Here is a 25,699-nt window from a genome sequence, read left to right as displayed (position 1 = left end):
CATCCCACGCACCCGAGTAGGCTCGGTCACTGCGTGGCCGCCCCAGATGGGCCGCGTTCGTTCGCGAAGGAGAGCTGGATGACAGACCAGGATTCGATCCGAACCCCGGAACTCGACAACGAGAATCCGCACCCCTGGCGGAGGTTCGTCGCGATCGGCGACTCGTTCACCGAGGGGATCGGCGACCCCGACCCCTCGCAGCCCGGCAGCCACCGCGGCTGGGCCGACCGCGTCGCCGAGGTGCTCTCGCGTCAGGTCGACGACTTCGCGTACGCCAACCTCGCCGTGCGCGGCAAGCTGATCGCCCAGATCGTGCGCGACCAGATCGAACCCGCCGTGGCGCTGCATCCCGACCTGATCTCGATCTGCGCGGGCGGCAACGACGTGATCCGTCCGGGCACCGACCCCGACGCCATCGCCGTCCAGCTGGAGGACGCCGTCGCACGCCTGTCATCGACGGGTGCCGCCGTGCTGCTGTTCACCGGGATCGACACCGCCTTCACTCCTGTCTTCCGAGCGTTCCGCGGCAAGGTCGCGATCTACAACGAGAACGTCCGCGCGATCGCCGAGCGCCACGACTGCATCGTCGCCGACCAGTGGGCGCTCAAGGTCGTGCAGGACATGCGGTTCTTCGATGACGACCGTCTGCACTACAACTCGCTGGGCCATCATGAGGTCGCCCGCATGGCCCTGCGCGCGCTCAACGTGCCCAACGACCTCGAGTCCATGCAGCCCGAGCCGCTTCCGCTGCGCACCTGGCGGGAGGCGCGCTCCGAAGACCTCGGCTGGGCGCGGGAGCATCTGGTTCCGTGGGTGCTGCGGCGTCTTCGCCATGAGTCATCCGGTGATCACATCGTCGCGAAGCGTCCCGAGCCCTCGCCGATCATCTTCCCGTCGTCCGACTGACCATCTCATCCCATCCCATCCCGTCAGCGGCGTCCGAGCGCCCACAGCGCCACGGCCGCGGCAGACGCCACGTTCAGCGAGTCGACGCCTCCCGACATGGGAATCGTCACCACGGTGTCTGCCTCGTCGAGGGCGGTGCGTGAGAGTCCGTCGCCTTCGGATCCCATGACGAGAGCGACGCGCTCGGGGCGGGACGCGACGTAGGCGTCGAGAGTCACCGCGTCGTCGCTCAGCGCGAGGGCTGCGACGTCGAACCCTGCGGTATGAAGGTCGGTGACGGCGGACGCCCAGTCCGTGATCCGGGTCCACGGCACCTGGAACACCGTTCCCATGCTGACGCGCACGCTGCGCCGGTACAGGGGGTCGGCTCCCCCGGGAGACACCAGCACGGCATCCGCTCCGAGCGCGGCGGCCGCACGGAATGCGGCGCCGACATTCGTGTGATCGCCGACGTTCTCGAGAATCAGCACGAGCGTGGCGGAGTCGATGACCTCACGCACCGTCGGCAGGTCAGGACGGTGCATCGAGGCGATCGTGCCCCGGTGCACGGCGAAACCGGTCAGCGCCTCCGCCACGTCGTCCGGGACGACGTACACAGGTACATCGAGTTCTCCGACGATCGCTCGGATGTCGTCCACCCGCCGCTCCTGAACGAGGACCGATCGCGGATGATGCCCCGCAGCGACGGCTCGCGCGATGACTTTCGTCGATTCGGCGATGTACAGCCCGCCGGCCGGGTCGCTCACACTTCGGAGCGCGGTGTCGGTCAGTGCGCGATAGTCGTCGAGTCGTCGATCATCGGGATTCGTCACGCGCAGCAGTTCCACGAGCCCCAGTCTGCCATCGCTCTCCGAGTCGCCGTCGCGGTCGGCCGCGACGCGTCGAGCGGCCTGCGCACGCCGTAGACTCGCACAGGGAGGTCCTGTGAGCGCATCGAGTCCGGTCGAACTGTCGACCACCATCGCTCGCACCGCCGAACTCCTGCGCGGTCGGAAGATCGCCTTGCTCACCGGCGCCGGGATCTCCACGGACTCGGGAATCCCCGCTTACCGCGGCGAAGGGTCGCGCAACCGGACTGATCCCATGACGATCCAGCGGTACCTGGCCGATGAGACGGCGCGGCGTCGTTATTGGGTCGGCGGGCATCTCGGCTGGCGGGCGTTCGCCCGCGCCGAGCCGAACCCCGGCCATCTCTCTCTCGCCGCCATGGAGTCCTCCGGACACGTCACCGGCGTCATCACCCAGAACGTCGACGGACTGCATCTGCGCGCGGGCAGCTCGCACGTCATCGAAGTGCACGGCACCATGCGCAGGGTTCTCTGCCTGAAGTGCGGCCAGGTCTTCGATCGCCGCGACATCGCAGTGCAGATCGAAGAGCGCAATCCGTGGATCTCCGTCCCCGAGAACGTGGCGCTCGCTCCCGACGGCGACGTGCTCCCCGAGAGCACCGACGGCTTCATCGTGCCGGTGTGCACGGTGTGCGAAGGGATGCTGAAGCCCGACGTCGTGTTCTTCGGGGAGTACGTGCCGCAGGGGCGCTTCAAGGCCGCGGAGTCGCTGCTCCGGGCGAGCGATGCGCTGATCGTCGCCGGCTCATCCCTCGTCGTCAACTCCGGCGTGCGCCTCGTCGAGCGCGCACGACGCCGCAGCATCCCCCTGATCATCATCAACCGCGAGCCGACGCGCGCGGATGTCTGGGCCGATGCCACCATCGCCGCAGGCACCAGCGACGTGCTCCCCGCGATCCAGGAGCTCCTCGAATGACTCTGCTCACGCTCATCCGCCACGGCCAGACGGATTGGAACCTCGCCCGACGGATCCAGGGCTCCACCGACATCCCCCTGAACGAGAAGGGCCGTGCGGACGCACGGACCGCCGCGGATCGTCTCGAGGGCGTGACACATCACTCGATCTACGCCAGCCCGCTGAAGCGGGCGCGGGAGACGGCAGAGATCATCTCCGAAAGCCTGGGCCTCGGGGCTCCCGTGCTGGTGCCGGACATGCGCGAGCGCGAGTTCGGTGAGGGCGAGGGCATGCTCGTCTCTGACTACATCGAGAAGTACGGCGATTGGCTCTCGCCGGTTCCCGGCGCGGAGACCCTGGAAGGTGTCGCCGAACGGGCGCTGGTCGCCCTCGACGCGATCGCCCGCGATGCTCGCCGTCGCTCCGCACCGGTGGCGGAGTCCGTCATCGTCGTGACGCACGGCGGCGTGATCCGGTCACTGATCAACCACGTCTCGGGCGGCACGCTGCCGCGCGTCGGCGAGGTGCTCGCGAACGGTTCCGCCCACCGTTTCGAGGCCTCCCCCGGATCTCTGCGTCTCATCGACCAGGCGATCCTGGTCTGAACGACAGACCGCGGGAGATCGTTCGATCAGCGGGTGCGACCGAGCAGCGACCGAGCATGCCTCAGCACGGGCTCGTCTATCATGCGTCCGTCGAAGCGGAACACGCCTCGCTCGCTCGCTGAGGCGGCGAGAACCCGGCGGGCCCACTCGAGCGTCGCGTCGTCCGGAGCGTACGCCGCGCGAATGACCGCCACTTGACTCGGGTGGATGCACGCGGTCGCGACGAACCCGGACGCGGCAGCGTCGACAGCCTCGGCCTCCTGACCTGCGACATCGCCGATCTCGATGTGCACGGCGTCGATGGCGCCCTTGCCCTGTGCCCCCGCTTCGAGGAGAACGCGGGAGCGGGCATAGCGCGCGATGTCTCGATAGCCACCCTCCGGTGTGCGGCTCGATGTGCCGCCGAGGGAGGCGACGAGATCCTCCGCGCCCCACATCATCGCGACGACCTGCGGATGTGCTGCGATGCGATCTGCCGCGTGGATCCCCTTCGCCGTCTCGCACAGGGCGATCAACGAGAACCTCTCGTCGAAAGCGTTGAGGCTCTCAGCGCTCTCGGTCTTCGCGACCATCACGGTGCGGAAGTCGGTCTGAGAGAGCATGGCGAGGTCTGAGACGAAGGCGTCGGAACCCGGTGCGTTCACGCGGACGATCACTCGATCGGGGTCCAGGTCGGCATCGACGAGATTGTCGCGAGCTGCGGCCTTCGCCTCGGCCAGCACCGCGTCTTCGAGGTCGAGGATGACAGCGTCCGCCTTCTCGAGGGCACCGCGGAACCGTTCGGGTCGATCGGCAGGGCAGAAGAGCAGTGCCGGTCCGAGATCGAAGCTCATCGTTCCCCCTCGGGAAGACAGTGCACGAGCACCGTTCGGGTCGCGGTGGCGACGACTGTGCCGTCCTGGTTGCGTCCGGTATGCGCGATGGTCACGATCCCCTGCCCCGCTCGTGACGTCGAGAGCCGCTTGTCGACGACCACGCTCTCGGTGTACAGCGTGTCACCGGCGAACAGCGGATGCGGGAAGGCGATCTCGCCCAACCCGAGCTGAGCCACCAGGGTGCCTTGCGTGAGCTGCGCGACGGATGCCCCGACCATGGTCGAGAGCGTCCACATCGAGTTGATCAGACGCGCACCGAACGGCTGCTGCCCATCGGCGAAGGCGGCGTCGAGGTGCAGCGCCTGGGTGTTCATCGTGAGCGTCGTGAAGAGGACGTTGTCGGCCTCGGTCGCGGTGCGCCCAGGGCGATGAAGATATCGGGCATCGGTGACGAACTCCTCGAAGAAGAGACCGCGCTGGACGATGTCGTGCACGATCACCTCACCTCCTCGGTTCGCTGAGCGGATGGCATCCTGCCACGCTACCCGGCGAGCCCCAGCGCTCGCGCGATCACGAGGAGCTGCACCTCGGTGGTGCCCTCGCCGATCTCGAGGATCTTCGAGTCGCGATAGTGACGGGCCACCGGGAACTCGTTCATGAAGCCGTTGCCGCCGAAGATCTGCGTCGCGTCCCGGGCGTTGTCCATCGCGGCCTCGCCCGCCACGAGCTTCGCGATCGCCGCCTGCTCAGCGAACGGCCGCCCGGCGTCACGGAGCCGTGCCGCATGGTGCCAGGCGAGCCGTGCCGTGTGCACTCGGGCACGCATGCGCGCGAGTGTGAACTGCGCGTTCTGTCGCGTGCTGAGGGCGCTGCCGAAGATGGTGCGACTCTTCGCATAGTCGACGGCTGCCTCGAGGCAGCCCTCCGCGGCGCCGGTCGACAGCGCGGCGATCGCGATGCGGCCCTCGTCGAGGATGCTCAGGAAGTTGCGGAAGCCGCTCCCCTGCTCGCCCAGGAGGTTGCCGGCGGGGACCCGTGCCCCGGTGAAGCTGAGCGGATGCGTGTCGGACGCGTTCCACCCGACCTTGTCGTACGGCGCCTCGACGGTGAAACCGGGTGTGCCGTTGGGCACGATGATGGTCGAGATCTGCTTGCGGCCCCCCTCGTTCCCGGTGACCGCGGTGACCGTGACGAAACGCGTGATGGGCGTTCCTGAATTGGTGATGAACTGCTTCGACCCGTCGATGACCCATTCGTCGCCGTCGAGCCGGGCGGTGGTCCGGGTCGCTCCCGCGTCGCTCCCGGCCTCCGGCTCGGTGAGGCCGAAGCCCGCGAGCGCTCGGCCGGCGAGCAGGTCCGGCAGGTACTCCTGCTTCTGCTCTTCGGTGCCGAAGCGGAAGACGGGCATCGCACCGAGGCTGACTCCGGCTTCGAGCGTGATGGCGATGGACTGGTCGACGCGTCCGAGTGCCTCGATCGCGATGCCCAGCGCCATGTAGTCGCCGCCCTGACCCCCGTACTCCTCGGGGAACGGCAGGCCGAACAGCCCGAGGTCACCCATCTGGGCGACCACGTCCATCGACAGCGTGTGCGTGCGGTCCGCCTCGTAGGACTGCGGCGCGACGACCGTCTCGGCGAACTCGCGCACCATCGCCGCGAGTTCGCGCTCTTCATCGGTCAGCTCATGCATCGTCACTTCTCCTCCGTCGTCATGTGCGCGACCGGCTGGTCGCGTCGAACCTGATCGCCGACGGCGACCAGGAGGCGCACCGTCCCGTCCTGGGGCGCCAGCACCGGGTGCTCCATCTTCATCGCCTCGATCGAGACGAGCGGCGTGCCGGCGGTCACGACGTCGCCATCGCGGACATGCACGGCCACCACGCTTCCCGGCATCGGAGCTCTCGCATCCGGACCGTTCGCGGACTCGCTCTGCTCCCTCTGCTGCAGACGGTGCAGCAACAGGGCTCGGCGATCGAGAGGCTCCAGGCGCACGGTGCGTCCGTCCTCGCTGACCCAGACCGCACCGTCGTCGTCCACCGCAGCCATGGCGCGCGACCGCGAGCCGCTGGATGCAGGCGCGGGGATGACCTTGCCGCGTTCGGTCCGGAAGGAGATCTCGCGCCGATCGTCCTGCGTGAGGTGCTGCCACACCGCGCCCGCTCGGTGACTCGCCCTGGTCGCGCCGACCGCGTCATCCGTGCCTGAGACGGTTCGCCGTGCGGCGGCCAGCATCGTCGGCGATGGCGGCTCCTCGACGAGCGGCAGAAGCGTCTCGATGAGTCCCGTGTCGAGGTCCCCGGCCGTGACCCGCTCATCGCGGCAGAGTGTGCGCAAGAACCCGATGTTCGTGTCCACACCCAGCACGACGGTCCTGCTCAGAGCCTCATCGAGCAGGCGGAGCGCGGTGGTCCGGTCGTCAGCGAACGCGATGATCTTCGCGATCATCGGGTCGTAGAATCCGGTCACGTCGTTGCCCGTCTCCACGGCCGCATCGACCCTCACACCGCGCGGCGGATCGAACAGCAGCACGCGTCCGGTCGAGGGCAGGAATCCGCGCTCCGGCGATTCCGCGTACACGCGCGCCTCGACGGCGTGACCGTGCAGACCCGGCGCAGGGTCGAGACGTCCGCCTGCCGCGACGTGGATCTGCAGGGCGACGAGGTCGAGGCCGGTGACCTCCTCGGTGACGGGATGCTCGACCTGCAGGCGGGTGTTCATCTCGATGAAGAAGACCTGGTCCGGAACATCGGCGTCGATGAGGAACTCCACGGTTCCGGCGCCGACGTACGAGACGCTCTGTGCGGCCTGCGTGGCGGCTTCGAGGAGTCGGTCCCTCGTCGACTCGGGGATCCCCGCAGAGGGAGCCTCCTCGATCACCTTCTGGTGACGTCGCTGCAGCGTGCACTCGCGCTCGCCGAGGGTGATCACCGTTCCGTGAGCGTCGCCGAACACCTGCACCTCGATGTGCCGGGGGCGTCGGATGAGCCGCTCCAGGATCAGGGAGTCGTCACCGAACGCCGAACGCGCCACCCGTCGAGCGGACGCCAGTGCGGCGCTGAGCCCGGATGCCGCCTCGACGACCTCCATACCCTTGCCGCCGCCGCCCGCACTCGGCTTGACGAGCAGCGGGTAGCCGACAGCGTCGGCCTCGTCAGCGATCTCCGCGTCCGACAGTCCTCTCGCATCGAAACCCGGCACCACCGGGACGCCGGATCGCACGACATGGTCGCGGGCCTTCGCCTTGTCTCCCATGACCTGGAGTGCGTCGACCGACGGACCGATGAAGACGATGCCGCTCTCCGCGCATGCCTCGGCCAGCCCGACGCTCTCCGAGAGGAATCCGTAGCCCGGATGGATGGCCTGCGCTCCGGTCGCGCGGGCTGCGGCGATGACGGCATCGATGTCGAGGTACGACTCGGCGACCGGCGCCGGGCCGATCCGCACGGCTTGATCGGCCTCGCGCACATGGGGGGCGTCGGCATCCGCATCGCTGTAGACGGCGACGCTGCGGATGCCCATCGCACTGAGAGTGCGGATGACCCGGCGTGCGATCTCGCCTCGATTGGCGACGAGGACGCTGTCGAAACGATGGGAGGTGGAGACACTGTTCGTCATTGCGGTCACATCCGGAAGAGGCCGAAACGCGGCTCGGGCAGCGGGCTTCGCGCGACCACATCGAGGGCGAGCCCCAGTAGGTCGCGGGTCTGGGCGGGGTCGATGATGCCGTCGTCCCACAGGCGGGCGGTGGCGTAGTACGGCTCACCCTGGGTCTCGTACTGCTCCCGGATGGGCTGTTCGAACGCGAGCCTCTCGTCGGTACTCCACGCCTGTCCGCGAGCCGTCAGCTGGTCGTCCTTCACCGTCCCGAGAACGGAGGCCGCCTGGGCGCCGCCCATCACCGAGATACGGCTGGCCGGCCACGTCCACAGGAAGCGAGGCGAGTACGCACGTCCGCACATGGAGTAGTTGCCGGCCCCGAAGGATCCGCCGATGATGACGGTGAGCTTCGGCACGCGGGTGCTGGCGACGGCGGTGACCATCTTCGCTCCGTCCTTCGCGATGCCGCCCGCCTCGGCATCCGATCCGACCATGAAGCCGGAGATGCTCTGCAGGAACACCAGAGGGATGCCGCGTTGGTCGCAGAGCTCGATGAAGTGCGCGCCCTTCAGGGCGGATTCGCTGAAGAGCACTCCGTTGTTCGCGACGATCCCGACCGGGTGCCCGTGCAGGCGCCCGAAGCCGGTGACGAGGGTCGTGCCGTACTCCTTCTTGAACTCGCGGAACGTGCCGCCGTCGATCAGCCGATCGATCACCTCGTGCACGTCGTACGGGGTGTTGACGTCGACCGGGACGACGTCATAGAGCGAGCCGGGTTCGGACGGCCGACGCGACTCGACCACGTCCCAGACCGGAGCGAGGGGCGACGGCAGGGTGGCGACGATGTCGCGCAGGATCTCGAGTGCGTGCTCGTCATCCTCGGCGAGATGGTCGACCACCCCGCTGCGCCGGGCGTGCAGTTCGCCGCCGCCGAGCTCCTCCGCCGACACGATCTCACCGATCGCCGCTTTCACGAGCGGAGGACCGCCGAGGAAGATCGTCCCCTGGCCACGCACGATGACGGTCTCGTCACTCATCGCGGGGACATAGGCTCCGCCCGCCGTGCACGAACCGAGCACGGCGGCGAGCTGCGGGATCCCCTCCGCGGACATCCTGGCCTGGTTGAAGAAGATGCGTCCGAAGTGCTCGCGGTCCGGGAACACCTCGTCCTGCTTGGGGAGGAAGGCGCCGCCGGAGTCGACGAGGTAGAGACACGGAAGTCGATTCTCGAGCGCTATCTCCTGTGCGCGCAGGTGCTTCTTGACCGTGAGCGGATAGTAGGTTCCGCCCTTGACTGTCGCGTCGTTGCACACGACCATCACGTGCCTGCCATGGACGAGGCCGATCCCCGCGATGACTCCTGCGGCTGGCGCCTCTCCCCCGTACAGTCCGTCGGCCGCCAACGGGGCGATCTCGACGAAGGGGCTGCCCTCGTCGAGGAGTCTGGTCACGCGATCACGCGGGAGGAGCTTGCCGCGCGCGATGTGCCGTTCCCGGGATGCCTGCGGCCCCCCTTGAGCGGCGACGGCCAGTCGTTCGTGCAGCTCGGCAGCGAGAGACTGCTGGGTTGCGGGCATCGTGACGTCCTCCTCGACCACATCGCGCCGGCGTCATCGCCCTGGCGCATTCGATGCTTTCTCGGTTAGTGTTCACTAACCGATCGCATCAGGTTAGCGAGGATTAACTGAGATGACAAGCCCTCCCACTGCGCGAGACCGCGCCAAGGCGGAGCGGTCTGACGCCATCCTCCGAGAAGCCGCACGACTCTTCGCCGAGAGCGGATACAACGGTGTGAGCCTCGAAGACATCGGCGCCGCCGTAGGCGTCTCCGGACCGGCGGTCTACCGCCACTTCGCCGGCAAGCAGGCGCTGCTCGGCGCCGTGCTCGTCCAGGTGAGCGATGACCTGGTCTCGGGCGGCACGAGTGTCGCGGCGGGCGGGTCCACACCCGAGGAGCGCATCCGCGCGCTCGTCGCCTTCCACGTGGAGTTCGCGCTGGGTCACGCGGATGTGATCCGAGTGCATGACCGGGACGTCGCGCATCTCGCCGCTCAGGATCATGCCGAGGTCCGCCGGCTGCAGCGCGCATACATCGAGCTCTGGATCGAGACCCTGAGCCCTCTGGTCGATGCCGACGCCGACGAGCTTCGTCTGCGGGTGCAAGCGTGCTTCGGGCTCATCAACTCGACACCGCACAGCACGCGCGCGGCGTCCCGGCAGCGCTCCGCCACCGCGACAGTGCTCGCCGCGATGGCGGAATCAGCGCTCCGAGCGACTACCTGAGCAGCATCGCCCTCCCCGGTTCCTCCAACACGTCCGCGACGTCCTTGAGGAACCTCGCTCCCTCCGCCCCGTCGACGATGCGGTGGTCGAACGACAGGCTGAGAGTCATCACTTGGCGAAGGGCGATCTCACCGCGGTACTCCCACGGAAGGCGCCGGACGGCGCCGACGGCGAGGATTCCCGACTGCCCCGGAGGCAGGATGGGGGTGCCCGCGTCGATGCCGAACACACCGATGTTCGAGATGGAGAAGGTGCCGCCCGCCAGCTCGACAGGAGATGTGCGTCCTTCCCGCGCGGTGACGGCGAGAGATGCCACCGCATCGGCGAGCTCCGTGAGTGTCAGAGACTCGGCGTCGCGGATGTGAGGCACGATGAGTCCCCGCTCGGTCGCTGCGGCGATCCCGAGGTCCACGTATCCGAACTGCACGATCTCGCCCGCGGACTCGTCCCATCGGGCATTGAGCCCGGGCGTGCGACTCAAAGCGAGACAGGCCGCTTTCGCCACCACCGCAAGCGGACCGATCCGATGCTCCGAGAGTGAGCGGTCGCCCCGCAGTGAGGCGATGAGGTCCATCGTCGCCGTGACATCCACCGTGTGGAAGACCGTGACGTGCGGTGCGGTGAACGCGCTCTCGACCATCGCCGCAGCCGTGTGCTTGCGAACTCCGCGGATGGGGATCCGCGTCTCCCGAGAGCCATCACGGAGGCTCGCGGCATCGTCCGGAACCCGCGGTCGGGGAGGCGCGGGATCGACCTGTTCTGCGGTCGTCGCCGTGCGAGACGCGTAGTCGTCGACATCCCCGCGGGTGATCACGCGATCCCCCACCGTCGCCGCCACCAGCACGAGATCGATCCCGAGACGCTTGGCATACGCACGCACGGGCGGAGTGGAGCGCGGCCGCTCGGCGACGACCTCGACGCTCACGGTCGGCGACGCGTCGTGCGGCGCCGCTTCGAGCACGGCCGTGTCGGTCGCCGCCCGTCCGCCGACCGCACGTCTGGCACGTCGGGCCGGTCGCCCGGATGCTGATGGCGCAGCTCCGTAGCCCACGAGGTTGGGTTGCGCCTTCTCCTCAGCACCGCCGCCATCCGAGGCGGCAGACGAAGCGTCGTCGGCTCCCTCGACATCGAACTCGATCAGCGGCGCGCCCACTGCGACGGTCTCCCCCGCCGCAGCATGCAGGGCTGTGACGACGCCTGCGTGCGGAGAAGGCAACTCGACGATCGCCTTGGCGGTCTCGACCTCGGCGAGAGTCTGATTGAGCGCGACGACATCGCCGGGAGCGACGAGCCACTGGACGACCTCCGCCTCTGTGAGTCCTTCTCCGAGGTCGGGCAGTCTGAACTCCGCGTTCACGCCTCTGCTCCCGTCAGGCTGTTCGGACGGTCGAGCACCCGGTCGACGGCGTCCAGCAGTCGGTCGAGATCCGGGAGATGGTATTTCTCGAGCTTCGCCGGCGGGTACGGGACGTCGTGTCCGGTCACGCGCAACGGCGCCGACTCGAGGTACTCGAAGCAGCGCTCCGTGACGCTCGCGATCACCTCAGCCGCCATACCGGCCTCTCGCGACGCCTCGTGCGCGACGACGACACGGCCGGTCTTGCGGACCGACGTCGCCACGGTGTCGTAGTCGACCGGCGACAGCGAACGCAGATCGATGACCTCGAGCGAGATGCCATCGTCTTCGGCGGCCTCGGCGGCCTGCAGCGCGGTCGTCACCATCGCCCCGTAGGTGATGAGCGTCGCATCATCGCCTGTGCGGACGACTCGCGCGAGTCCCATGGGGGCGGCATCCGCGAGCGGGGCGTCGAGATCGACATCGCCCTTGTGGTGGTAGAGCCGCTTCGGCTCGAAGAAGATCACCGGGTCGTCCGACGCGATCGCCTGGCGAAGACTCCGGTAGGCGTCTTCCGGATTGGAGACCGCGATCACACGGAGCCCTGCGGTGTGCACGAAGTACGCCTCAGGCGATTCCGAGTGATGCTCGGCAGCACCGATGCCTCCCGCCCAGGGGATGCGGATCGTTATCGGCATCTTCACCCGGCCCTGCGTCCGGTAGTGCAGCTTCGCCACCTGCGCGACGATCTGGTCGAAGGCCGGATAGACGAAACCGTCGAACTGGATCTCGACCACAGGCCGATAGCCGCGGAACGCCAACCCGACCGCCATGCCGACGATGCCGGATTCAGCGAGGGGCGTGTCGATGACACGCTGGGGCCCGAACTCGTCGAGGAGTCCATCCGTGATGCGGAAGACGCCTCCGAGCTTGCCGATGTCCTCGCCCAGCAGCACGACCTTGTCGTCGTCGCGCATCGCCCGTCGTAGACCTGCTCCGAGCGCCTTCCCGAGAGTGATCTGAGTCATGCTCACGCCTCGCCGTCGAACGACGCGAGGTACGCGGCGTACTCGTCGCGCTGCCGCTCGAGGCCGGAGTGCGGCTCTGCGTAGACGCCGTCGAACACCGAGAGCGGAGGACGCGTCACCATGCCCAGGCACTCGGCGCGCATGTCTCGAGCCGCGGCGTCCGCCGCTCTCTGCGTGTCCGCGAGCTGCTCGTCGTCGAGCTCGCCGATCGATCGCAGGTGTGCCTCCAGCCGGGCGATCGGGTCACGCTCACGCCATGCCTCGAGTTCGTCGTCGCTGCGGTAGCGGGTCGGGTCGTCGGCTGTCGTGTGCGGACCCATGCGATATGTGACGGCCTCGATGTAGGCGGGGCCCTGTCCGGACCGCGCGTGCGCGAGAGCCCAGCGCATCGCGGCCATGCAGGCCAGCACGTCGTTGCCGTCCACGCGCAGGCTCGGGATGCCGAAGCCGGGCGCGCGTCCGGCGATCGGATACTGCGATTGCACCGATACCGGCTCCGAGATGGCCCAGTGGTTGTTCTGGCAGACGAACACCACCGGAGCCTGATACGAGGACGCGAAGATCATCGCCTCGTTCACATCTCCCTGGCTCGTGGCACCGTCGCCGAAGTAGGTGACGGCGACCTCGTCCGCATCTTCGTGACGGATGCCGAGCGCATACCCGACCGCGTGGAGCGTCTGCGCTCCGATGATGATCTGCAACGGAGCGACGCGGAGTGCTGCGGGGTCGTGACCCGCGCCCTCTTCACCACGCCACATACGGACGAAGTCGCCCGGCTGCGCGCCCCGTGCATAGATGACACCCGTCTCGCGGTAGCTCGGGAAGACGTAATCCTGCGGTGCGAGCGCCCTCGCGGTTCCGATCTGGGTCGCCTCCTGCCCCTGGCATGGCGCCCAGAGCCCCAGCTGGCCCTGGCGCTGGAGCGCCACCCCCTCCGCGTCGATGCGCCGGAGGACGACCATGTCGCGGTGGAGCGCGCGCAGTCCGGCACCGTCGACGTCGGCGACGAACCCGTCGAGACGAGTGTTCGCGACGCGCTCGCCGTCCGGCGCGAGGATGCGCTCCGCGAGTTCGAGATCCTGCGCCATGTCGGCGATCGGAGTGATCTGGGGTGACATCGTCGTCCTCCTCGTTCGTGGCCGTCGTCACGGGTTCTACGCGCGGCCCCGGCCTCAGCGCCGGTTCACTTGAGAGTACGTCCGCTCATCACCTCGCTCAAGCAATCGAGAGCGGCTTGAGCATGTTGCCAAATCTGGGGTACATCGTGCCTGCTATCGTTTGGCACTATGGCCGGACTTGACCGCATTGATCTGGAACTTCTCGCCGCACTCGCCGATGACCCTCGCGTGACGATCGTGGCGCTGGCGGAGAATCTTGGACTCTCCCGCAACACCATCCAGGCGCGCATGGCGCGACTCGAGCAGACAGGGATCTTCCAGTCGTACGAGCGGTCGTTCTCGACCGACGTGCTGGGGTTCCCCCTTCAGGCGTTCGTGAGCATCGGCGTGCGTCAGACCGAATTGCCGCGGATCATCAACGAACTGGCGCGCATTCCCGAGGTCGTGCAGGCGCACGGACTCAGCGGATCGATCGATCTGCTGGCACGCGTCGCGTGCAGGGATGCCCGCCACCTGTTCGACACCGATGCGCGCATCCTGTCGATCGACGGAGTCGAGCGGACCGAGACCTCCCTGGCCATGGGCGAGGTCATCCCCTTCCGGGTCGCCGGCCTCATCGGGCTCGCGAGACGGGAATCCTGAGGAATCGTCGCACGGCGCCTGCAGCCTCGGCAGGCGTCTCGTAATGGATCAGGTGTCCGACCTCGGCGATCTCCACGAGGGTCGCGTCATCGAATCTGGTGGCGAGCTCCCGCTCGACCTCGATCGGTGTGATGTCGTCGCGCTGAGCGGCGATGAGCAGAGTCGGGGTCGGGATCGAGCGGGCGAATTTGCTCACATCATGCGACACGCTCGTCACGAAGGCGTCCCGCAGGACATCGCGGTCGGCGAAGCGCGAGAAGTAGGTGTCGTGCTGATCGTGGATGAAACGGCGCAGCTGCGGGTCCGACGTCTTCGCCATCGTGATGCTCATGACTCTGACGATCAGTCGGTTCCGCAGCAGAGCAGTGCCCAGCCGCTCGGGCAGCCGCGCCCCGAGCGAGTAGTACAGCACGGCCAGCCGCGTCATGATGCCCTTGGGGCCCTCGAGGGCGGGTGCTCCGATCGGATTGATGAGGATCAGCCGCGGAGTCTCGAGCCCTGCCGCCACGGCCGCGGAGGCGACGATCGATCCGAAGGAGTGCCCGAGGATCACCGCCCCGGGGGCCACCGCAGCGGCGAACTCGGTCAGCCACGCGACGTACTGGTCGAGATCGTACGAGCGCCCGGCGACGGGCGCCGTCTCTCCGAAGCCGGGAAGGTCGGGAGAGATGACCCGGACCTCGGGAAGGAACGCGAGAACCGGCTCGAGACCGTGGTGCTCACCTCGGAATCCATGCACGGCGACGACTGTCACATCTGCATCGGAGGGACCGTACTCCCAGTACACGGTCGTCCCGCCTCTGACCTCGACCTCATGACGCACGACCGGCAGTCGGCTCAGACGGTCGGCATACGGAGAGGGCGCTGGCATGGATCAAGTCTAGGGTCGTCGCATGCGGGATCCCCGTGTGCCTCCGCCCCGATGTCGGAGCCCGGTTCTACGGTGAGATCATGCCCCCGGCACCCTCGCTCCCGCACTGGATCACTCGCGTAGGCGTGTTCGACCTCGAGACGACCGGTGTGGACGTGGAGCACGACCGCATCATCAGCGCACACGTCGGGCTCCTCGACGCCGGCGGCCGCGAGATCGCCGCACGGGACTGGCTCGCGGATCCCGGCGTGCCGATTCCGGACGGCGCCACCGCCGTGCACGGGATCACGACCGAGCACGCGCGCCGCCACGGACGGCAGGGCGCCGAGGTGGTCCGAGAGGTCACGGCGGCCCTGCGATCCCTGCTTTCTCAAGGTGTGCCGATCGTGGCCTACAACGCCGCATACGATTTCTCCCTCCTGGCACACGAGGCGCACCGCCACGGCATCCCGCCACTGGAGGACCCTTCACCGATCATCGACCCGCTCGTGATCGACAAGGCCTATGACCGCTATCGTCCGGGCAAGCGAACGCTCGAGGTGGTCGCAGCCCTCTATGCGGTGCGCCTCGAGGACGCCCACGAAGCGGCGGCGGATGCCGTGGCCGCAGGCCGGGTCGCGCAGGCTCTGGCCCGCCAGTTCGTGCTTCCGGATACCCTAGAAGAGCTGCACACACGCCAGATCGGGTGGGCCCGCTCTCAGGCGGCGAGCCTCACGGAGTACTTCATCCGGATGGGCCGCATCGAACCTGATGAGCGCCTCGACGGAACCTGGCCGGTCCGTGCACGTCGAACCGTTCAGGAGGTGCCCCGCGATGCGATTCCGTACCAGTGACGTCTCGCGTGTCGAGAGCACCTGGAAGCAGTTCGTCCCGTCCGCCGTCCTGCACGACGTCGACCCGCAACGCTTCCGCTTCGACTGGCACTCTGCCGATCTCGGTGCCGTGAGTCTCGTGCGCTACGACCTCGCCGCCGAGGTGCGCTCGACAGCCGAACCACAGGACCAGGTGCTGGTCTGCCGTGTCGATGGGCCCGATGCCCGGGTGTACTCCGATCGAGGAGATCTCGATGCGAGTCTCCCCTGGATCTCCGATGGTCCGAGAGTGCGCGCCCGCTGGGATGCGGGAGCGAGGGTCACGGCACTCGTCTTCGAGCGGAACACCCTGACCCACCTCGCGAAGAGGATCAGTGGCGACGACGGCGTATCCGTCCGCGTGGGCGATCTCGCTCCGCGCTCCGCGCACGCCGGGGCCGCTTGGGATCGCATGTTCGCGTATCTCGAGATGAGCGCCGCGGATCTCGTCGACGATGCGGACGATGACGATCTCGTGCGCAGCGAACTGGCTCGCCATGCCGCGGCGACGACGCTCGCGGCCTTCGCGACGACGAGTCGCCTGCAACGGCATCGGCCGGCGCAGAGCACGCCGGCGCCGGCGACGGTGCGTCGCGCCCTCGCCTTCATCGCCGAGAATTCGCACCGGCCGATCACGGTCGACGACGTCGCCGCTGCCGTCCACATCTCGACGCGAGGCCTTCAATACGCCTTTCGGCGCGCACTCGACACGACGCCGGCGGAGTCGCTGAGGCAGGCGCGCCTCGATGGAGCGCACCGCGATCTGCGTTCGGGCTCACCGACGACGGTCGCCGCGGTGGCCCGACGGTGGGGTTTCTCGCATCCGTCTCGCTTCGCCGCGGCGTATCGCGAGAGCTTCGGCGTGCTTCCTTCTGTGACGGCGGCGAAGCACAGTCGATGACACTATGCGAACAGATTGTTCGCACGTGTCGCGCGCCGCGACCAGCACGCCGAGAGCGTCGCCGACTGAGACATATATTCCGAGATATGGGTTCTCTCTATTACGGCGGCTCGGAGCCGATCCATATCGAAGATCGGGCGCTCGCGCACCTCAAGGTCGTCATCGCGACGAAGTTGCGTCGCAACGAGAGCTTCACACTCACGTGGAAGCATCCCGACGGTGACACCGAAGGCCGTTCGACGGTCTGGCTGCATCCGTCGATCCCGCTGCGGTTCGTCTTCGACGAGAGCGAGACGCCCGAGCTCAGCCGCCGATGGATCGAGGATCTCGCTCATTCGGCCAACTCGAGCGGGGGCATCACGCTCGTCGACGAGGTCATCGACCCCTCGCCCGACCTCGACGCCGCGGGTACTCACTGACGTCCACAGGCATCGGCACGCACCTCCCGGTGTCAAGTCCCTCGCGCCCGACGTCGGGTGATGCCACGATCGAACCGATGACGGCACGCACCGAGGGGCACACGATGGAGACGGTCGATGGCCTTCCGTCGACGGCGAATCAGGGCACACGGGTCACCACGTCAGTGGTCATCCCGGTCAAGGACGATGCCGAGCTGCTGGTGCGCTGCCTGAGCGCTCTGCACGCCCAGGACCAGCCGGCCGACGAGATCATCGTCGTCGACAACGGCTCATCCGACTCGTCGGCCTCCGTCGCCCTCGCCCGGGGTGCGCGCGTGCTGACGTGTCTCGATCCCGGCATTCCCGCTGCAGCGTCGACCGGGTATGACGCGGCTCTCGGCGAACTGATCCTGCGCCTCGACGCGGACTGCGAACCGGATGCTCAGTGGATCACGGCCATCGTCTCGGCCTTCGACGACGACGAGCACCTCGGGGCGATCACCGGGCCCGCGCGCTTCACGGACGGGCCGGCAGCCCTGCGCACGCCGCTCTCGCGGCTCTATCTCGGCGCCTATATGACCCTCTTGAGCGTCACTCTCGGACATCTGCCCCTCTTCGGATCCAATCTCGCGTTCCGCAGGGAGGCCTGGCAGGCCGTGCGGTCCGACGTGCACCGAGGAGACCCCGACATCCACGACGACCTCGACCTCGCCTTCCACCTCGGCGAGAATCACCGCATCGCCCGGCTCCCGCACACCACGATGGGGATGTCGATGAGGCCGCTCACCGCAGGACAGTTCGGTCGACGCGTGCACCGAGGCGTCCGTAGCGTGCTCGTGCACTGGCCCCGCGACTTCCCACCCGTGCGTTGGGGACGGCTCATCGTCCGCCGCCGCCTGTTCAGCATCGCGGGACGGAGCGCCCGATGACGGTCGTGCCGCTGATCGGTCCCGCTGCTGCACCGGACCTGCACGTGATGTCGTTCAACATCCGTCGCGCGATGGAAGGCGCCCTGCGTCAGAAGCGTGACCGCTGGAGCCATCGCGAGCCTGCGGTCGCCGAGATGATCCGCTCGGAGCGGCCGACCGTCCTCGGACTGCAGGAAGTGCTCCCCCGATCGCTGAACGCCGTCACCGACGCCCTCGGGCGGGACCATCGGTTCATCGGCAGAGGGAGGAACCGCGATGGCACTGGTGAGGGAACACCCATCCTCTACGACGCGTCGCGGCTGGAGCTGCGCGGGTGGGACCAGCACGCTCTCTCGACACGGATCGACGAGCCGGGCAGCCTGTCATGGGGAGCGCTCTTTCCTCGCATCGTCGTCTCCGCGGAGTTCAGGGACAGGTCGACAGGGGTCGGGTTCCTGGTCGTCAACACCCATCTCGATCATCTCTCGCGTCGGTCTCGGCGACGTTCTGCCGAGGTCATCGCCGCACTGGTTCGCGCGCGCTCCCTTCCGACGGTCGTGATGGGAGACCTGAATGCGGGCCCCGGCTCCCAGGCCCTGCGCACACTCGTCTCGCGCGCCGATCTGAGCGACTCCTGGGGCGCGGCAGATGATCGGCTGACGCCCCTGTGGAGCACTCTCAGCGGATATCGGCGTCCGAAGGTCGGCGGTCGACGCATCGATTGGCTGCTCGTCAGTCCGGATGTCCGAGTCCGTGCCGCTGCAGTGAACGCACACGTCTTCGACGGGATCGCGCCCTCGGATCATCGCCCGGTGCAGGCGCTCCTGCGCCTGACGGGGAGGACACCGTGAAAGAGGACTTCCTGCGACCGCCGCGCACCGTCACGGAGTGGTCGGCCGACGCCGTGCGGGCGGTGGGCATCATCGGGGTCGCCGTCGCGCTGGTATGGCTCGCCCCGACCGACGCCGGCATCGCGGCGCTTGCGCTTCCCGCTCTGATGCTGCCGCGAGTTCTGGGCATGCGCGGGTGGTTCGACCTCACTGTGTGCGCCACCGTGCTCGTGGCGGCGTGGAGCAATGTGCTCGACCTGTACCGGTCGATCCCCGGATGGGACCTGCTCCTGCACCTGATCTGCACGGGGGTTCTCACGGTCGTCGCCGCACTGATCCTCACCCGGGCAGATGTCGTGCCCCTGACTCGCGACTCGGGCGCCAGCCGACGCACCTCGCTGATCCTCGCGCCCGTCCTGGCGCTGGCGCTGAGCGCGGTGTGGGAGATGATCGAGTGGCTCGGCTGGGCCTACCTCAGTGACGAGATCTTCGTCACCTACCAGGACACGATCGGCGACATGGTCTTCGGCGCCTTGGGCGGGATCGCCGCCGGAACAGTCCTCGCGACGTCGTCCCTCGATCGACAGCGGTCGACCGATGACGTCGCTGCGAAGCGGAGCAGGAGTAGGGCGGGCGGGACTTGAACCCGCGATCGTTGGGTTATGAGCCCACTGCCTTAACCAGCTTGGCCACCGCCCCGTGAGGACCAGCCTATCGGTCGAATCCGATCAGATCGGTGTCGCCGCGGCGTGGGTCCGGACGTGCGCGAGGTAGACGTCGGCGTTCGCGATCAGGTCAGCACGCTCCTGGTCGCTGAGCGCTCGGCGCACCTTCGCGGGCACCCCGGCCACCAGTGATCCGTCTGGCACCTCTGTGCCTCCGAGCACGACGGCTCCACCGGCGATGAGACAGCCGGCGCCGATGACGGCCCCGCTGAGCACGACGGCTCCCATGCCGATGAGCGAACCGTCTCCGATCGTGCACCCATGGACGACCGCGTTGTGACCGATCGACACCTTCGCGCCGATGACGACCGGATGCGCCGCGTCGACATGGACCGAGACATTGTCCTGGACGTTGCTGTCGCGTCCGACCGCGATGGAGGCAGAGTCGCCTCGAAGGACCGCGTTGTACCAGACACTCGCACCCTCGGCCAGCGACACGTCTCCCACGATGCGTGCGCCCTCGGCGATGAACGCGTCGGCGGCGATCCACGGGGACTTCCCCGACAGGGCGAGGACGGAGGCTCCGGCAGCGATGCTCATAAGGTGAGACTATCCTCCCAAGCCCGGATTTCCGCATGATTCCGGGCCACTAAGCCGAGCCTTCGCTTGCTTGCGGAATGATTTCAGACGAGTAGCGTTGTCCTCATCAGGCACGAAGAGACAACTCCGGAGGAGTCACAATGAGCAAGGTACAGACCGTTTCCACCACAGCCAGCGACCCGACCGTGGCCGCTGCAGCGTCTCAGTTCCTCTCCCCCGTCGTGCTCGGTCTCCAGGCGCTGACGATCGACGGCAAGCAGGCGCACTGGCATGTCCGCGGCGCCAACTTCGTCGGAGTTCATGAGCTTCTCGACACCATCGTCGCGCACGCCGGCGACTTCGCCGACACGGCCGCCGAGCGGATCGTCGCCCTCGGTCTCCCGATCGACGCGCGCATCAGCGCCGTCGCCGCCAAGGGCGGTGCGACGTCGGTTCCGGCTGGCTTCACCCAGTCCGATGAGCTCGTGCGCGCCGTCATCTCCGACATCGACGCGATCCTCGTCGACGTGAAGGCAGCGATCGACGGGCTCGACGAGGTCGACCTCACGAGCCAGGACGTCGCGATCGAGATCATGCGCGGGCTCGAGAAGGACCGCTGGTTCCTCGTGTCGCACATCGCAGCCTGAGCACGCACGCGACGAAGAAGGGCACCGGGCTTCCGGTGCCCTTCTTCGTTCTCGCGCTCATCCGCCGTAGGTCAGCCGCCCGGCGACCATCGTCGCCATGACCGGCATCCCTCGCAGATCCGCACCTGATGCGGAGAGCGGGTCGTAGCCGCACAGGGCGATGTCTGCGGCCTCTCCCGGACGCAGAGCCGTGCGGACGCTCGCCTGGATCGCCTGTTCCCTCGTCAGTCGCTCTTCGGGGTGCCAGGGGTCGCGATCATCGTCCGTGCGGGTGACCGCCGCGGCGATCGCCTGCCAGGGATCGAGGGGAGCCACGGGAGCGTCGGATCCGAAGCGGATCTCCACACCGGCGTCTCGGAGGGCACTGAGCGGATAGCCGATCGACGTCTGCCCGGCCCAGTGCCGGCCGACCAGATCCCTGTCATCGAGCGCGTGCTGCGGTTGCACACTCGCGATGACGCCGAGCCTGCCGAACCGCGCGAGGTCGGAGTGCCGCACCAGCTGAGCGTGCTCGATGGTTCCGACGGCACCCGACACCGTGAAGGCGTCCAGCGCCCCGGTGACGGCGCGATCACCGATCGCATGCACCGCGACCGAGAGCCCTGCGCCGGTGGCTGTCGTGAGCAGCTCGGCGAGCTCGGCGGTCGGCACATTGAGCACCCCGAAGTTCTCGGGATCGCCAGGATACGAATGCGAGCAGGCCGCGGTGCGCGTGCCCAGCGAGCCGTCGCTGATGATCTTCAGCGGCCCGATCCGGATCAGGCCGCGCCCGGCTTCCGGTGCGTCCGCCGCCTCGTGCAGCTCGCCCGACCGGAGCCCGGCGCGGATCGCACGTCCGAGGTCGAAAGGGTAGATGGCGAACTCGACACGATGGGCAGCGAACCCGGCGCCGATACGCCGCGGCCAGGCATCGGCGTTCCAGGCCATGTCGAAGTCCACCAGGCCGGTGATGCCTCGAGAGGCGGCCCTGTCCCCCGCGTCGCGGACCGCTCTGTCGCCGCGTTCCGGGTCGACGGCGTTCAGGCGACGGGAGATCTCGAAGGCTTGCTCCTCTCTGAGCATCCCGTCTGGACTGTCGAAGCCCTCGAGCCGCAACGCCGCCGAGTTGAGCCACGTGCTGTGCACATCCGCGTTGATGAGATAGGTGGGCACTTCTCCCGTGGCGCTGTCGAGAAGTGCGAGCGAGGGCTGATCGGGCCACATCGCATCACGGAACCCGCTGCCGACCTTCCGCCCGTCCGGGAGGGGCGCCGCGGAGGACATGATCGCAGCCGCCTCCGACGCGGAGCCCGCGCCACCGAGAGCGACGCGTTCGGCGGCCAGAGCCCACTGCACCGTGTGCACGTGGTTGTCCCAGAGGCCCGGCACGGCCCATGCTCCGTTGCCGTCGAGGATGCGCCCCTGTGGCGGCAGCGCTCCGGCGGGGGCGATGTCGCTGATCCGGCCGTCTTCGATGAAGATGTCGACGGGCTCGTCGTCGATCAGGAACTCCTTGCCCGGTCCTGAGACCCGGACGCCCGACACGGTGGCCACGCTGTCTGCGGCTCCGGTCACGAGCGGGCTCCGACGCGCGCCTGCTGGGCGCGACGCATCTCGGCGGCGAGGGCGGGCTGTGCGTACGGCCCATCGGCCTCGAGTTCGGCGATGATGGTCTCCACTGTCTCGGCCGGCTTGTTCTGACTCAGTTTGCGTTTGGCGACGACGCGTGTCGGGGTGAGCCTGAATCCCACCGTCCCTGCGGCCAGGCGTGTGATGAACGCGGGGTCGTTCGGCCGTTCCCACATCTGCCGTGGCTCCGGCATCCGCCCCTCGAAACGGTCGACGAGTCGATCGAGAACGGCGAGGTTCTCTTCGTCGCTGAGTATCTCGGGAACTCCGGCAAGATGAACGGCCGTGTAGTTCCACGTCGGAACGGAGGGGACATCGCCATACCAGCCCGGTGAGATGTAGCCGTGCGGCCCCTGGAACACGATGAGCAGTTCCCTCTCGCCCAAGCCGTGGATCAGGTCGTCGGGCCGGCCGACGTGACCGACGACCGTGAGATCATCGCGATCCTGGTCGAGCAGCACGACGTAGTGAGAGGAGACGAGGCCCTCCGGTCCGTCGCTCACTATGGTCGCCCACGGATCGGCATCGATGACCCGACGGATCTCGGCCACATCAGCGAGCGTGAAACTGGGGTTCTGACGCATCCCCTCAGCCTACGGCTGACCGGTCAGGCCTGGCAGCGCGGGCACCAGTACAGCTTGCGGGCGCCGATCTCCTCGAGGGCGATCTCGGTGCCGCAGATACGACACGGCAGACCGGCACGATGGTAGACCCAGTGGCGATCGTCGCGGCTCGCCATCGCCGCCCGATAGGCGTCGGGCGACAGATCATCCATGGTCATCATCTGGCCGGTCTCCACACCGACGGCCAGCAGACGCACCCAGTCGCGCCACAGTGCTCGCACGACTTCCTCGGGCACCTCGCGGCCGGGCGTGTGGGGGTTCAGCCGCTGTCGGAACAGCATCTCCGCCCGATACACGTTTCCGATGCCGCTGACCACGGCCTGATCCATCAGCAGAAGTGCGATCACCGTCTGCTTCTTACGCACCGCCTGCACGAAGCGCTCCTCGTTCTGCGCGGGATCCCCCACGAGGGGATCCGGGCCGAGCTTGGCGACGCTTGCGAGCATCTCCTCCGGACTCTGGAGCACGCAGGCCGTGGGGCCGCGCAGATCGGCAGCCGTGATGTCGGTCATCAGACGCAGTCGAACCTGACCGACGACCGGTGGGGGCCATTCGAGTCCCTCGTCGGCGAGCCCCTTCGTCTGCTCCGACATGCGCACGTGCACCCGGGTCCGGCGGGGTGCGCCGATCGAGGCGAGCGAGTTCTCTCCGGCATCGTCGAGGATCTCCTCGTCGACCACAGTTCCGCGCTGGTTCGTCTGGCCCATGCGGCCGTTCGCAGAGGCGATCGTCGGGTCGACCAGGATGTCGCCGGCGAAGTCCCACGCTCCGTACAGGCCGAGGTGCACCCGAAGCCACACATCGCCTTCGGCCTCGAGGAACATCTGCTTCCCCACCGCCTGCACGCTGATCGCCTCACGACCGTTCAGGACGGCCGCCCCCTCGGCGAATCGTCCCTGGGGGCTCGAGGCGAGCATCTGCTTGCCGACGAAGTTACGGTCGAACTGGCGCGCGATGCGGTGGACCGAATGTCCCTCGGGCATCTCAGGCTCTCGGATCCGGGAGCAGCGAGCCGTTGCGCTCGAAGTCCGCGATCTGACCGATTCGGCGGACGTGGCGCTCGTCCTCCGAGAACGGCGTCGCGATGAAGGTGTCGATGAACGAGGTGACCTCGTCGAAGGAATGCTGCCGCGCCCCGATCGAGATCACGTTCGCGTCATTGTGCTGGCGGGCCAGCTCGGCGGTCGACGTGTTCCACACCAGCGCGGCACGGACACCCTCGACCTTGTTCGCGGCGATCTGCTCGCCGTTGCCGGAGCCGCCGAACACCACACCGAGCGTCTCGACACCGGCCGCCTGATCCGCGACGACCGCCTGCGCCGCACGGATGCAGAATGCGGGGTAATCGTCCAGCGCGTCGTACTCGATCGGCCCGTGATCCACGACCTCGTGTCCCGCGCCGCGGAGGTGATCCTGTAGCTGCGTGGAGAAGTCGAGACCGGCGTGATCGGTGGCGATATGGATGCGCATGGCATCCATCCTAGAAGCGCCGCGGGTCAGCGGGTGCTCACGGGGCCACGCCGGCGGCGGCCGGCTTGAATCCGGCGCGGACGTTCTCGCAGCAGCCCGGACGGCACACGTCGAACGCACCCGGCAGCGACGTCACGTGAGGGCGCTCCTCGTTGGGGCGGCCTTCCAGCCGCTCGACGATCAGGTCGACGATGCCGGTGACGAATGACGGCGCCACCCCGGGCGTGGGAGTGCGTGTGAAAGCCAGACCGGCCTCTTCCGCAGCTTCGGCCGCCTCGGTGTCGAGGTCCCAGAGAACCTCCATGTGGTCGCTCATGAAACCGACCGGCACGACCGCCACGGCTTTCCGACCGCGCTCGGGGAGTTCGCCGATCACGTCGCACACATCCGGCTCCAGCCACGGCTGCGAGGCGGGACCCGAACGGGACTGGTAGACGAGCTCCCACGACACGTCCGCCGCCTCGGGGATGCTCTCGCGGACTCGATCCATGACCCACGCGGCGACCGCGAGGTGCTGCGCCGCGTAGGCGCCGCCCTCGCCCCAGTCGATGTCCCGCGCACCGGAGCGCTCCGCGTCGGCCGTCGGGATGCTGTGGGTCGAGAACAGGATCTGGATGTCCGCGGGGGCGATGCCCTGTCCGAGGAACGCCTCCACGGCCTCGCGGACGCCCGTCTCGAACGACTCGACGAATCCGGGGTGGTCGTAGAAGGGACGGATCTTGTCGATCGTCACCGTCTCGCCGAGCTTCGTCTCCTCGAGCACGCGCGCGAAGTCCTCGCGATACTGCCTACAGCTCGAGAACGAGCTGTAGGCACTGGTGGCGAACGCGAGCAGGGTCGTCTTCCCGTCGTCGGCCGCCTCGGTCACGACCTCCTCGAGGTACGGACTCCAGTTGCGGTTGCCCCAGTACACCGGAAGATCGATGCCGCGGCGTGCGAGCTCGCCCTCCAGAGCCTCCTTGAGGATGCGGTTCTGACCGTTGATCGGGCTCACGCCACCGAAGTGACGGTAGTGATGCGCCACCTCTTCCAGTCGTTCATCGGGGATACCGCGACCGCGCGTGACGTTGCGGAGGAACGGGATGACGTCGTCCTGTCCCTCGGGCCCTCCGAATCCGGCGAGCAGGATGCCGTCGTACGCCGTCGGCGTCGATACGTAGGGCGCACCTTCGGCAGCGGCAGCAGAGGCAAAGAGGACGTGGTTCGGCTCGATCGCGGTCACCCCTCCATCCTTTCACCTTCCAGACGTGAGACAGGCCGCCGTGCTGGCGTAGG

Annotated in this window: 28 protein-coding genes and 1 tRNA gene; 12 read left to right on the top strand and 17 right to left on the bottom strand. The window is 68.0% G+C overall.

Translation table 11 applies throughout. From position 1 onward, the window contains the following. The first annotated feature begins 78 nt into the window (after positions 1-78). On the top strand, positions 79-906 hold the full coding sequence (locus ACIPV5_RS10670; protein WP_053096053.1) for an SGNH/GDSL hydrolase family protein: 828 nt from the start codon (positions 79-81) through the stop codon (positions 904-906). A 23-nt stretch (positions 907-929) separates the two neighbouring features. Here ACIPV5_RS10670 and ACIPV5_RS10665 read toward each other — a convergent pair whose 3' ends face one another. Then, entirely contained in the window at positions 930-1,733 is an 804-nt protein-coding gene (locus ACIPV5_RS10665; protein ID WP_400341007.1) for a TrmH family RNA methyltransferase, read from the bottom strand. A gap of 97 nt (positions 1,734-1,830) precedes the next feature. Here ACIPV5_RS10665 and ACIPV5_RS10660 point away from each other — a divergent pair, with 97 nt between their 5' ends. Together ACIPV5_RS10660 and ACIPV5_RS10655 are read left to right on the top strand one after the other, a co-directional pair. Then, the gene (locus ACIPV5_RS10660) at positions 1,831-2,670 is read left to right on the top strand and encodes a Sir2 family NAD-dependent protein deacetylase (RefSeq protein WP_053096052.1); all 840 of its coding nucleotides are present in this window, start codon (positions 1,831-1,833) and stop codon (positions 2,668-2,670) included. After that, positions 2,667-3,254 (top strand): histidine phosphatase family protein, encoded by a 588-nt coding sequence (locus ACIPV5_RS10655; RefSeq protein WP_053096051.1) that lies wholly within the window; start codon positions 2,667-2,669, stop codon positions 3,252-3,254. Before ACIPV5_RS10660 ends, ACIPV5_RS10655 begins: the two co-directional genes overlap by 4 nt. Positions 3,255-3,280: 26 nt before the next feature. Here the strand turns inward: ACIPV5_RS10655 and ACIPV5_RS10650 are convergent, their stop codons facing one another. Genes ACIPV5_RS10650 through ACIPV5_RS10630 form a run of 5 tightly spaced genes read right to left on the bottom strand, consistent with a single transcriptional unit; the run spans position 3,281 to position 9,243 of the window. Beyond that, on the bottom strand, positions 3,281-4,087 hold the full coding sequence (locus ACIPV5_RS10650) for an HpcH/HpaI aldolase/citrate lyase family protein (protein ID WP_400341006.1): 807 nt from the start codon (positions 4,085-4,087) through the stop codon (positions 3,281-3,283). Then, positions 4,084-4,569 (bottom strand): MaoC family dehydratase, encoded by a 486-nt coding sequence (locus ACIPV5_RS10645; protein WP_400341005.1) that lies wholly within the window; start codon positions 4,567-4,569, stop codon positions 4,084-4,086. Before ACIPV5_RS10645 ends, ACIPV5_RS10650 begins: the two co-directional genes overlap by 4 nt. Before the next feature lie 41 nt (positions 4,570-4,610). Next, positions 4,611-5,759, bottom strand: a complete 1,149-nt coding sequence (locus ACIPV5_RS10640; RefSeq protein WP_053096049.1) for an acyl-CoA dehydrogenase family protein — start codon at positions 5,757-5,759, stop codon at positions 4,611-4,613. Between the two features lie 2 nt (positions 5,760-5,761). After that, complete coding sequence (locus tag ACIPV5_RS10635) at positions 5,762-7,684, bottom strand: biotin carboxylase N-terminal domain-containing protein (RefSeq protein ID WP_400341004.1); 1,923 nt, start codon at positions 7,682-7,684, stop codon at positions 5,762-5,764. A gap of 5 nt (positions 7,685-7,689) precedes the next feature. Continuing rightward, on the bottom strand, positions 7,690-9,243 hold the full coding sequence (locus tag ACIPV5_RS10630; RefSeq protein WP_400341003.1) for a carboxyl transferase domain-containing protein: 1,554 nt from the start codon (positions 9,241-9,243) through the stop codon (positions 7,690-7,692). A gap of 112 nt (positions 9,244-9,355) precedes the next feature. Here ACIPV5_RS10630 and ACIPV5_RS10625 point away from each other — a divergent pair, with 112 nt between their 5' ends. Next, positions 9,356-9,949, top strand: a complete 594-nt coding sequence (locus tag ACIPV5_RS10625; protein ID WP_053096047.1) for a TetR/AcrR family transcriptional regulator — start codon at positions 9,356-9,358, stop codon at positions 9,947-9,949. Here the strand turns inward: ACIPV5_RS10625 and ACIPV5_RS10620 are convergent. Genes ACIPV5_RS10620 through pdhA form a run of 3 tightly spaced genes read right to left on the bottom strand, consistent with a single transcriptional unit; the run spans position 9,942 to position 13,431 of the window. Next, entirely contained in the window at positions 9,942-11,306 is a 1,365-nt protein-coding gene (locus ACIPV5_RS10620) for a dihydrolipoamide acetyltransferase family protein (RefSeq protein ID WP_320488243.1), read from the bottom strand. The genes ACIPV5_RS10625 and ACIPV5_RS10620 overlap by 8 nt on opposite strands. Next, positions 11,303-12,313 carry an alpha-ketoacid dehydrogenase subunit beta gene (locus tag ACIPV5_RS10615; RefSeq protein ID WP_400341002.1) on the bottom strand — a complete coding sequence of 337 codons (1,011 nt, stop codon included), beginning with the start codon at positions 12,311-12,313 and terminating at the stop codon, positions 11,303-11,305. Before ACIPV5_RS10615 ends, ACIPV5_RS10620 begins: the two co-directional genes overlap by 4 nt. 2 nt (positions 12,314-12,315) lie before the next feature. After that, positions 12,316-13,431 (bottom strand): pyruvate dehydrogenase (acetyl-transferring) E1 component subunit alpha, encoded by a 1,116-nt coding sequence (pdhA, locus tag ACIPV5_RS10610; protein WP_400341001.1) that lies wholly within the window; start codon positions 13,429-13,431, stop codon positions 12,316-12,318. A gap of 168 nt (positions 13,432-13,599) precedes the next feature. Here pdhA and ACIPV5_RS10605 point away from each other — a divergent pair, with 168 nt between their 5' ends. Beyond that, positions 13,600-14,073, top strand: a complete 474-nt coding sequence (locus ACIPV5_RS10605; protein ID WP_053096043.1) for an Lrp/AsnC family transcriptional regulator — start codon at positions 13,600-13,602, stop codon at positions 14,071-14,073. Here ACIPV5_RS10605 and ACIPV5_RS10600 read toward each other — a convergent pair. Beyond that, positions 14,045-14,944 (bottom strand): alpha/beta fold hydrolase, encoded by a 900-nt coding sequence (locus tag ACIPV5_RS10600; RefSeq protein ID WP_400340999.1) that lies wholly within the window; start codon positions 14,942-14,944, stop codon positions 14,045-14,047. The two genes, ACIPV5_RS10605 and ACIPV5_RS10600, sit on opposite strands and share 29 nt — an antisense overlap. Positions 14,945-15,024: 80 nt before the next feature. Between ACIPV5_RS10600 and ACIPV5_RS10595 the strand changes: the two genes are divergently transcribed. The 6 genes from ACIPV5_RS10595 (at position 15,025) to ACIPV5_RS10570 (ending at position 19,476) form a co-directional block, all read left to right on the top strand. Further along, positions 15,025-15,777 (top strand): exonuclease domain-containing protein, encoded by a 753-nt coding sequence (locus ACIPV5_RS10595; protein ID WP_400340998.1) that lies wholly within the window; start codon positions 15,025-15,027, stop codon positions 15,775-15,777. Next, complete coding sequence (locus ACIPV5_RS10590; RefSeq protein WP_400340997.1) at positions 15,758-16,696, top strand: helix-turn-helix transcriptional regulator; 939 nt, start codon at positions 15,758-15,760, stop codon at positions 16,694-16,696. Before ACIPV5_RS10595 ends, ACIPV5_RS10590 begins: the two co-directional genes overlap by 20 nt. A gap of 86 nt (positions 16,697-16,782) precedes the next feature. After that, on the top strand, positions 16,783-17,115 hold the full coding sequence (locus ACIPV5_RS10585; RefSeq protein ID WP_400340996.1) for a hypothetical protein: 333 nt from the start codon (positions 16,783-16,785) through the stop codon (positions 17,113-17,115). Between the two features lie 77 nt (positions 17,116-17,192). Beyond that, positions 17,193-18,023, top strand: a complete 831-nt coding sequence (locus ACIPV5_RS10580; RefSeq protein WP_400340995.1) for a glycosyltransferase family 2 protein — start codon at positions 17,193-17,195, stop codon at positions 18,021-18,023. Further along, complete coding sequence (locus ACIPV5_RS10575; protein ID WP_400340994.1) at positions 18,020-18,853, top strand: endonuclease/exonuclease/phosphatase family protein; 834 nt, start codon at positions 18,020-18,022, stop codon at positions 18,851-18,853. The genes ACIPV5_RS10580 and ACIPV5_RS10575 overlap by 4 nt, the downstream gene beginning before the upstream one ends. Beyond that, on the top strand, positions 18,850-19,476 hold the full coding sequence (locus tag ACIPV5_RS10570) for a hypothetical protein (protein ID WP_400340993.1): 627 nt from the start codon (positions 18,850-18,852) through the stop codon (positions 19,474-19,476). The genes ACIPV5_RS10575 and ACIPV5_RS10570 overlap by 4 nt, the downstream gene beginning before the upstream one ends. Here the strand turns inward: ACIPV5_RS10570 and ACIPV5_RS10565 are convergent. Together ACIPV5_RS10565 and ACIPV5_RS10560 are read right to left on the bottom strand one after the other, a co-directional pair. Then, a tRNA-Ile gene (locus ACIPV5_RS10565) sits at positions 19,458-19,531 on the bottom strand. The genes ACIPV5_RS10570 and ACIPV5_RS10565 overlap by 19 nt on opposite strands. A gap of 29 nt (positions 19,532-19,560) precedes the next feature. After that, entirely contained in the window at positions 19,561-20,097 is a 537-nt protein-coding gene (locus ACIPV5_RS10560; RefSeq protein ID WP_400340992.1) for a gamma carbonic anhydrase family protein, read from the bottom strand. A gap of 140 nt (positions 20,098-20,237) precedes the next feature. Here ACIPV5_RS10560 and ACIPV5_RS10555 point away from each other — a divergent pair, with 140 nt between their 5' ends. Beyond that, positions 20,238-20,723, top strand: coding sequence for a Dps family protein (locus ACIPV5_RS10555; RefSeq protein WP_053096038.1), 486 nt, complete (start codon positions 20,238-20,240; stop codon positions 20,721-20,723). Between the two features lie 57 nt (positions 20,724-20,780). On the opposite strand, the gene ACIPV5_RS10550 is transcribed toward ACIPV5_RS10555, so the two are convergent. From ACIPV5_RS10550 to ACIPV5_RS10530, 5 genes are read right to left on the bottom strand one after another with little or no spacing between them, the layout of a single operon-like run. Then, a complete protein-coding gene (locus ACIPV5_RS10550; protein ID WP_400340991.1) occupies positions 20,781-22,277 on the bottom strand; it encodes an amidohydrolase in 1,497 nt (498 codons plus the stop codon). After that, on the bottom strand, positions 22,274-22,915 hold the full coding sequence (locus ACIPV5_RS10545) for an FMN-binding negative transcriptional regulator (protein ID WP_053096036.1): 642 nt from the start codon (positions 22,913-22,915) through the stop codon (positions 22,274-22,276). The genes ACIPV5_RS10550 and ACIPV5_RS10545 overlap by 4 nt, the downstream gene beginning before the upstream one ends. Positions 22,916-22,938: 23 nt before the next feature. Next, on the bottom strand, positions 22,939-23,937 hold the full coding sequence (locus ACIPV5_RS10540; RefSeq protein WP_056278701.1) for an Fpg/Nei family DNA glycosylase: 999 nt from the start codon (positions 23,935-23,937) through the stop codon (positions 22,939-22,941). Position 23,938: 1 nt separating this feature from the next. Further along, positions 23,939-24,424: a ribose-5-phosphate isomerase gene (locus ACIPV5_RS10535; RefSeq protein ID WP_295102189.1), complete on the bottom strand. Its 486-nt coding sequence runs from the start codon at positions 24,422-24,424 to the stop codon at positions 23,939-23,941. A 37-nt stretch (positions 24,425-24,461) separates the two neighbouring features. Beyond that, on the bottom strand, positions 24,462-25,646 hold the full coding sequence (locus ACIPV5_RS10530) for a ferrochelatase (protein ID WP_400340990.1): 1,185 nt from the start codon (positions 25,644-25,646) through the stop codon (positions 24,462-24,464). Positions 25,647-25,699: the final 53 nt, after the last annotated feature.

It is taken from the genome of Microbacterium sp. NPDC090014, assembly GCF_044748285.1.
Lineage (GTDB): Bacteria > Actinomycetota > Actinomycetes > Actinomycetales > Microbacteriaceae > Microbacterium.
The sequence above is the reverse complement of the archived record's forward strand: the minus strand, read 5'-3'. Positions and strand labels throughout refer to the sequence as shown.

Bases quoted from the DNA above. Each gene is read 5' to 3' on its own strand.
- ACIPV5_RS10670 (WP_053096053.1), top strand. From the start codon at position 79: ATGACAGACCAGGATTCGATCCGAACCCCGGAACTCGACAACGAGAAT.
- ACIPV5_RS10655 (WP_053096051.1), top strand. From the start codon at position 2,667: ATGACTCTGCTCACGCTCATCCGCCACGGCCAGACGGATTGGAACCTC.
- ACIPV5_RS10650 (WP_400341006.1), bottom strand. From the start codon at position 4,087: ATGAGCTTCGATCTCGGACCGGCACTGCTCTTCTGCCCTGCCGATCGA.
- ACIPV5_RS10640 (WP_053096049.1), bottom strand. From the start codon at position 5,759: ATGCATGAGCTGACCGATGAAGAGCGCGAACTCGCGGCGATGGTGCGC.
- ACIPV5_RS10635 (WP_400341004.1), bottom strand. From the start codon at position 7,684: ATGACGAACAGTGTCTCCACCTCCCATCGTTTCGACAGCGTCCTCGTC.
- ACIPV5_RS10630 (WP_400341003.1), bottom strand. From the start codon at position 9,243: ATGCCCGCAACCCAGCAGTCTCTCGCTGCCGAGCTGCACGAACGACTG.
- ACIPV5_RS10625 (WP_053096047.1), top strand. From the start codon at position 9,356: ATGACAAGCCCTCCCACTGCGCGAGACCGCGCCAAGGCGGAGCGGTCT.
- ACIPV5_RS10615 (WP_400341002.1), bottom strand. From the start codon at position 12,313: ATGACTCAGATCACTCTCGGGAAGGCGCTCGGAGCAGGTCTACGACGG.
- pdhA (WP_400341001.1), bottom strand. From the start codon at position 13,431: ATGTCACCCCAGATCACTCCGATCGCCGACATGGCGCAGGATCTCGAA.
- ACIPV5_RS10605 (WP_053096043.1), top strand. From the start codon at position 13,600: ATGGCCGGACTTGACCGCATTGATCTGGAACTTCTCGCCGCACTCGCC.
- ACIPV5_RS10600 (WP_400340999.1), bottom strand. From the start codon at position 14,944: ATGCCAGCGCCCTCTCCGTATGCCGACCGTCTGAGCCGACTGCCGGTC.
- ACIPV5_RS10595 (WP_400340998.1), top strand. From the start codon at position 15,025: ATGCCCCCGGCACCCTCGCTCCCGCACTGGATCACTCGCGTAGGCGTG.
- ACIPV5_RS10590 (WP_400340997.1), top strand. From the start codon at position 15,758: ATGCGATTCCGTACCAGTGACGTCTCGCGTGTCGAGAGCACCTGGAAG.
- ACIPV5_RS10585 (WP_400340996.1), top strand. From the start codon at position 16,783: ATGGGTTCTCTCTATTACGGCGGCTCGGAGCCGATCCATATCGAAGAT.
- ACIPV5_RS10580 (WP_400340995.1), top strand. From the start codon at position 17,193: ATGACGGCACGCACCGAGGGGCACACGATGGAGACGGTCGATGGCCTT.
- ACIPV5_RS10575 (WP_400340994.1), top strand. From the start codon at position 18,020: ATGACGGTCGTGCCGCTGATCGGTCCCGCTGCTGCACCGGACCTGCAC.
- ACIPV5_RS10560 (WP_400340992.1), bottom strand. From the start codon at position 20,097: ATGAGCATCGCTGCCGGAGCCTCCGTCCTCGCCCTGTCGGGGAAGTCC.
- ACIPV5_RS10555 (WP_053096038.1), top strand. From the start codon at position 20,238: ATGAGCAAGGTACAGACCGTTTCCACCACAGCCAGCGACCCGACCGTG.
- ACIPV5_RS10545 (WP_053096036.1), bottom strand. From the start codon at position 22,915: ATGCGTCAGAACCCCAGTTTCACGCTCGCTGATGTGGCCGAGATCCGT.
- ACIPV5_RS10540 (WP_056278701.1), bottom strand. From the start codon at position 23,937: ATGCCCGAGGGACATTCGGTCCACCGCATCGCGCGCCAGTTCGACCGT.
- ACIPV5_RS10535 (WP_295102189.1), bottom strand. From the start codon at position 24,424: ATGCGCATCCATATCGCCACCGATCACGCCGGTCTCGACTTCTCCACG.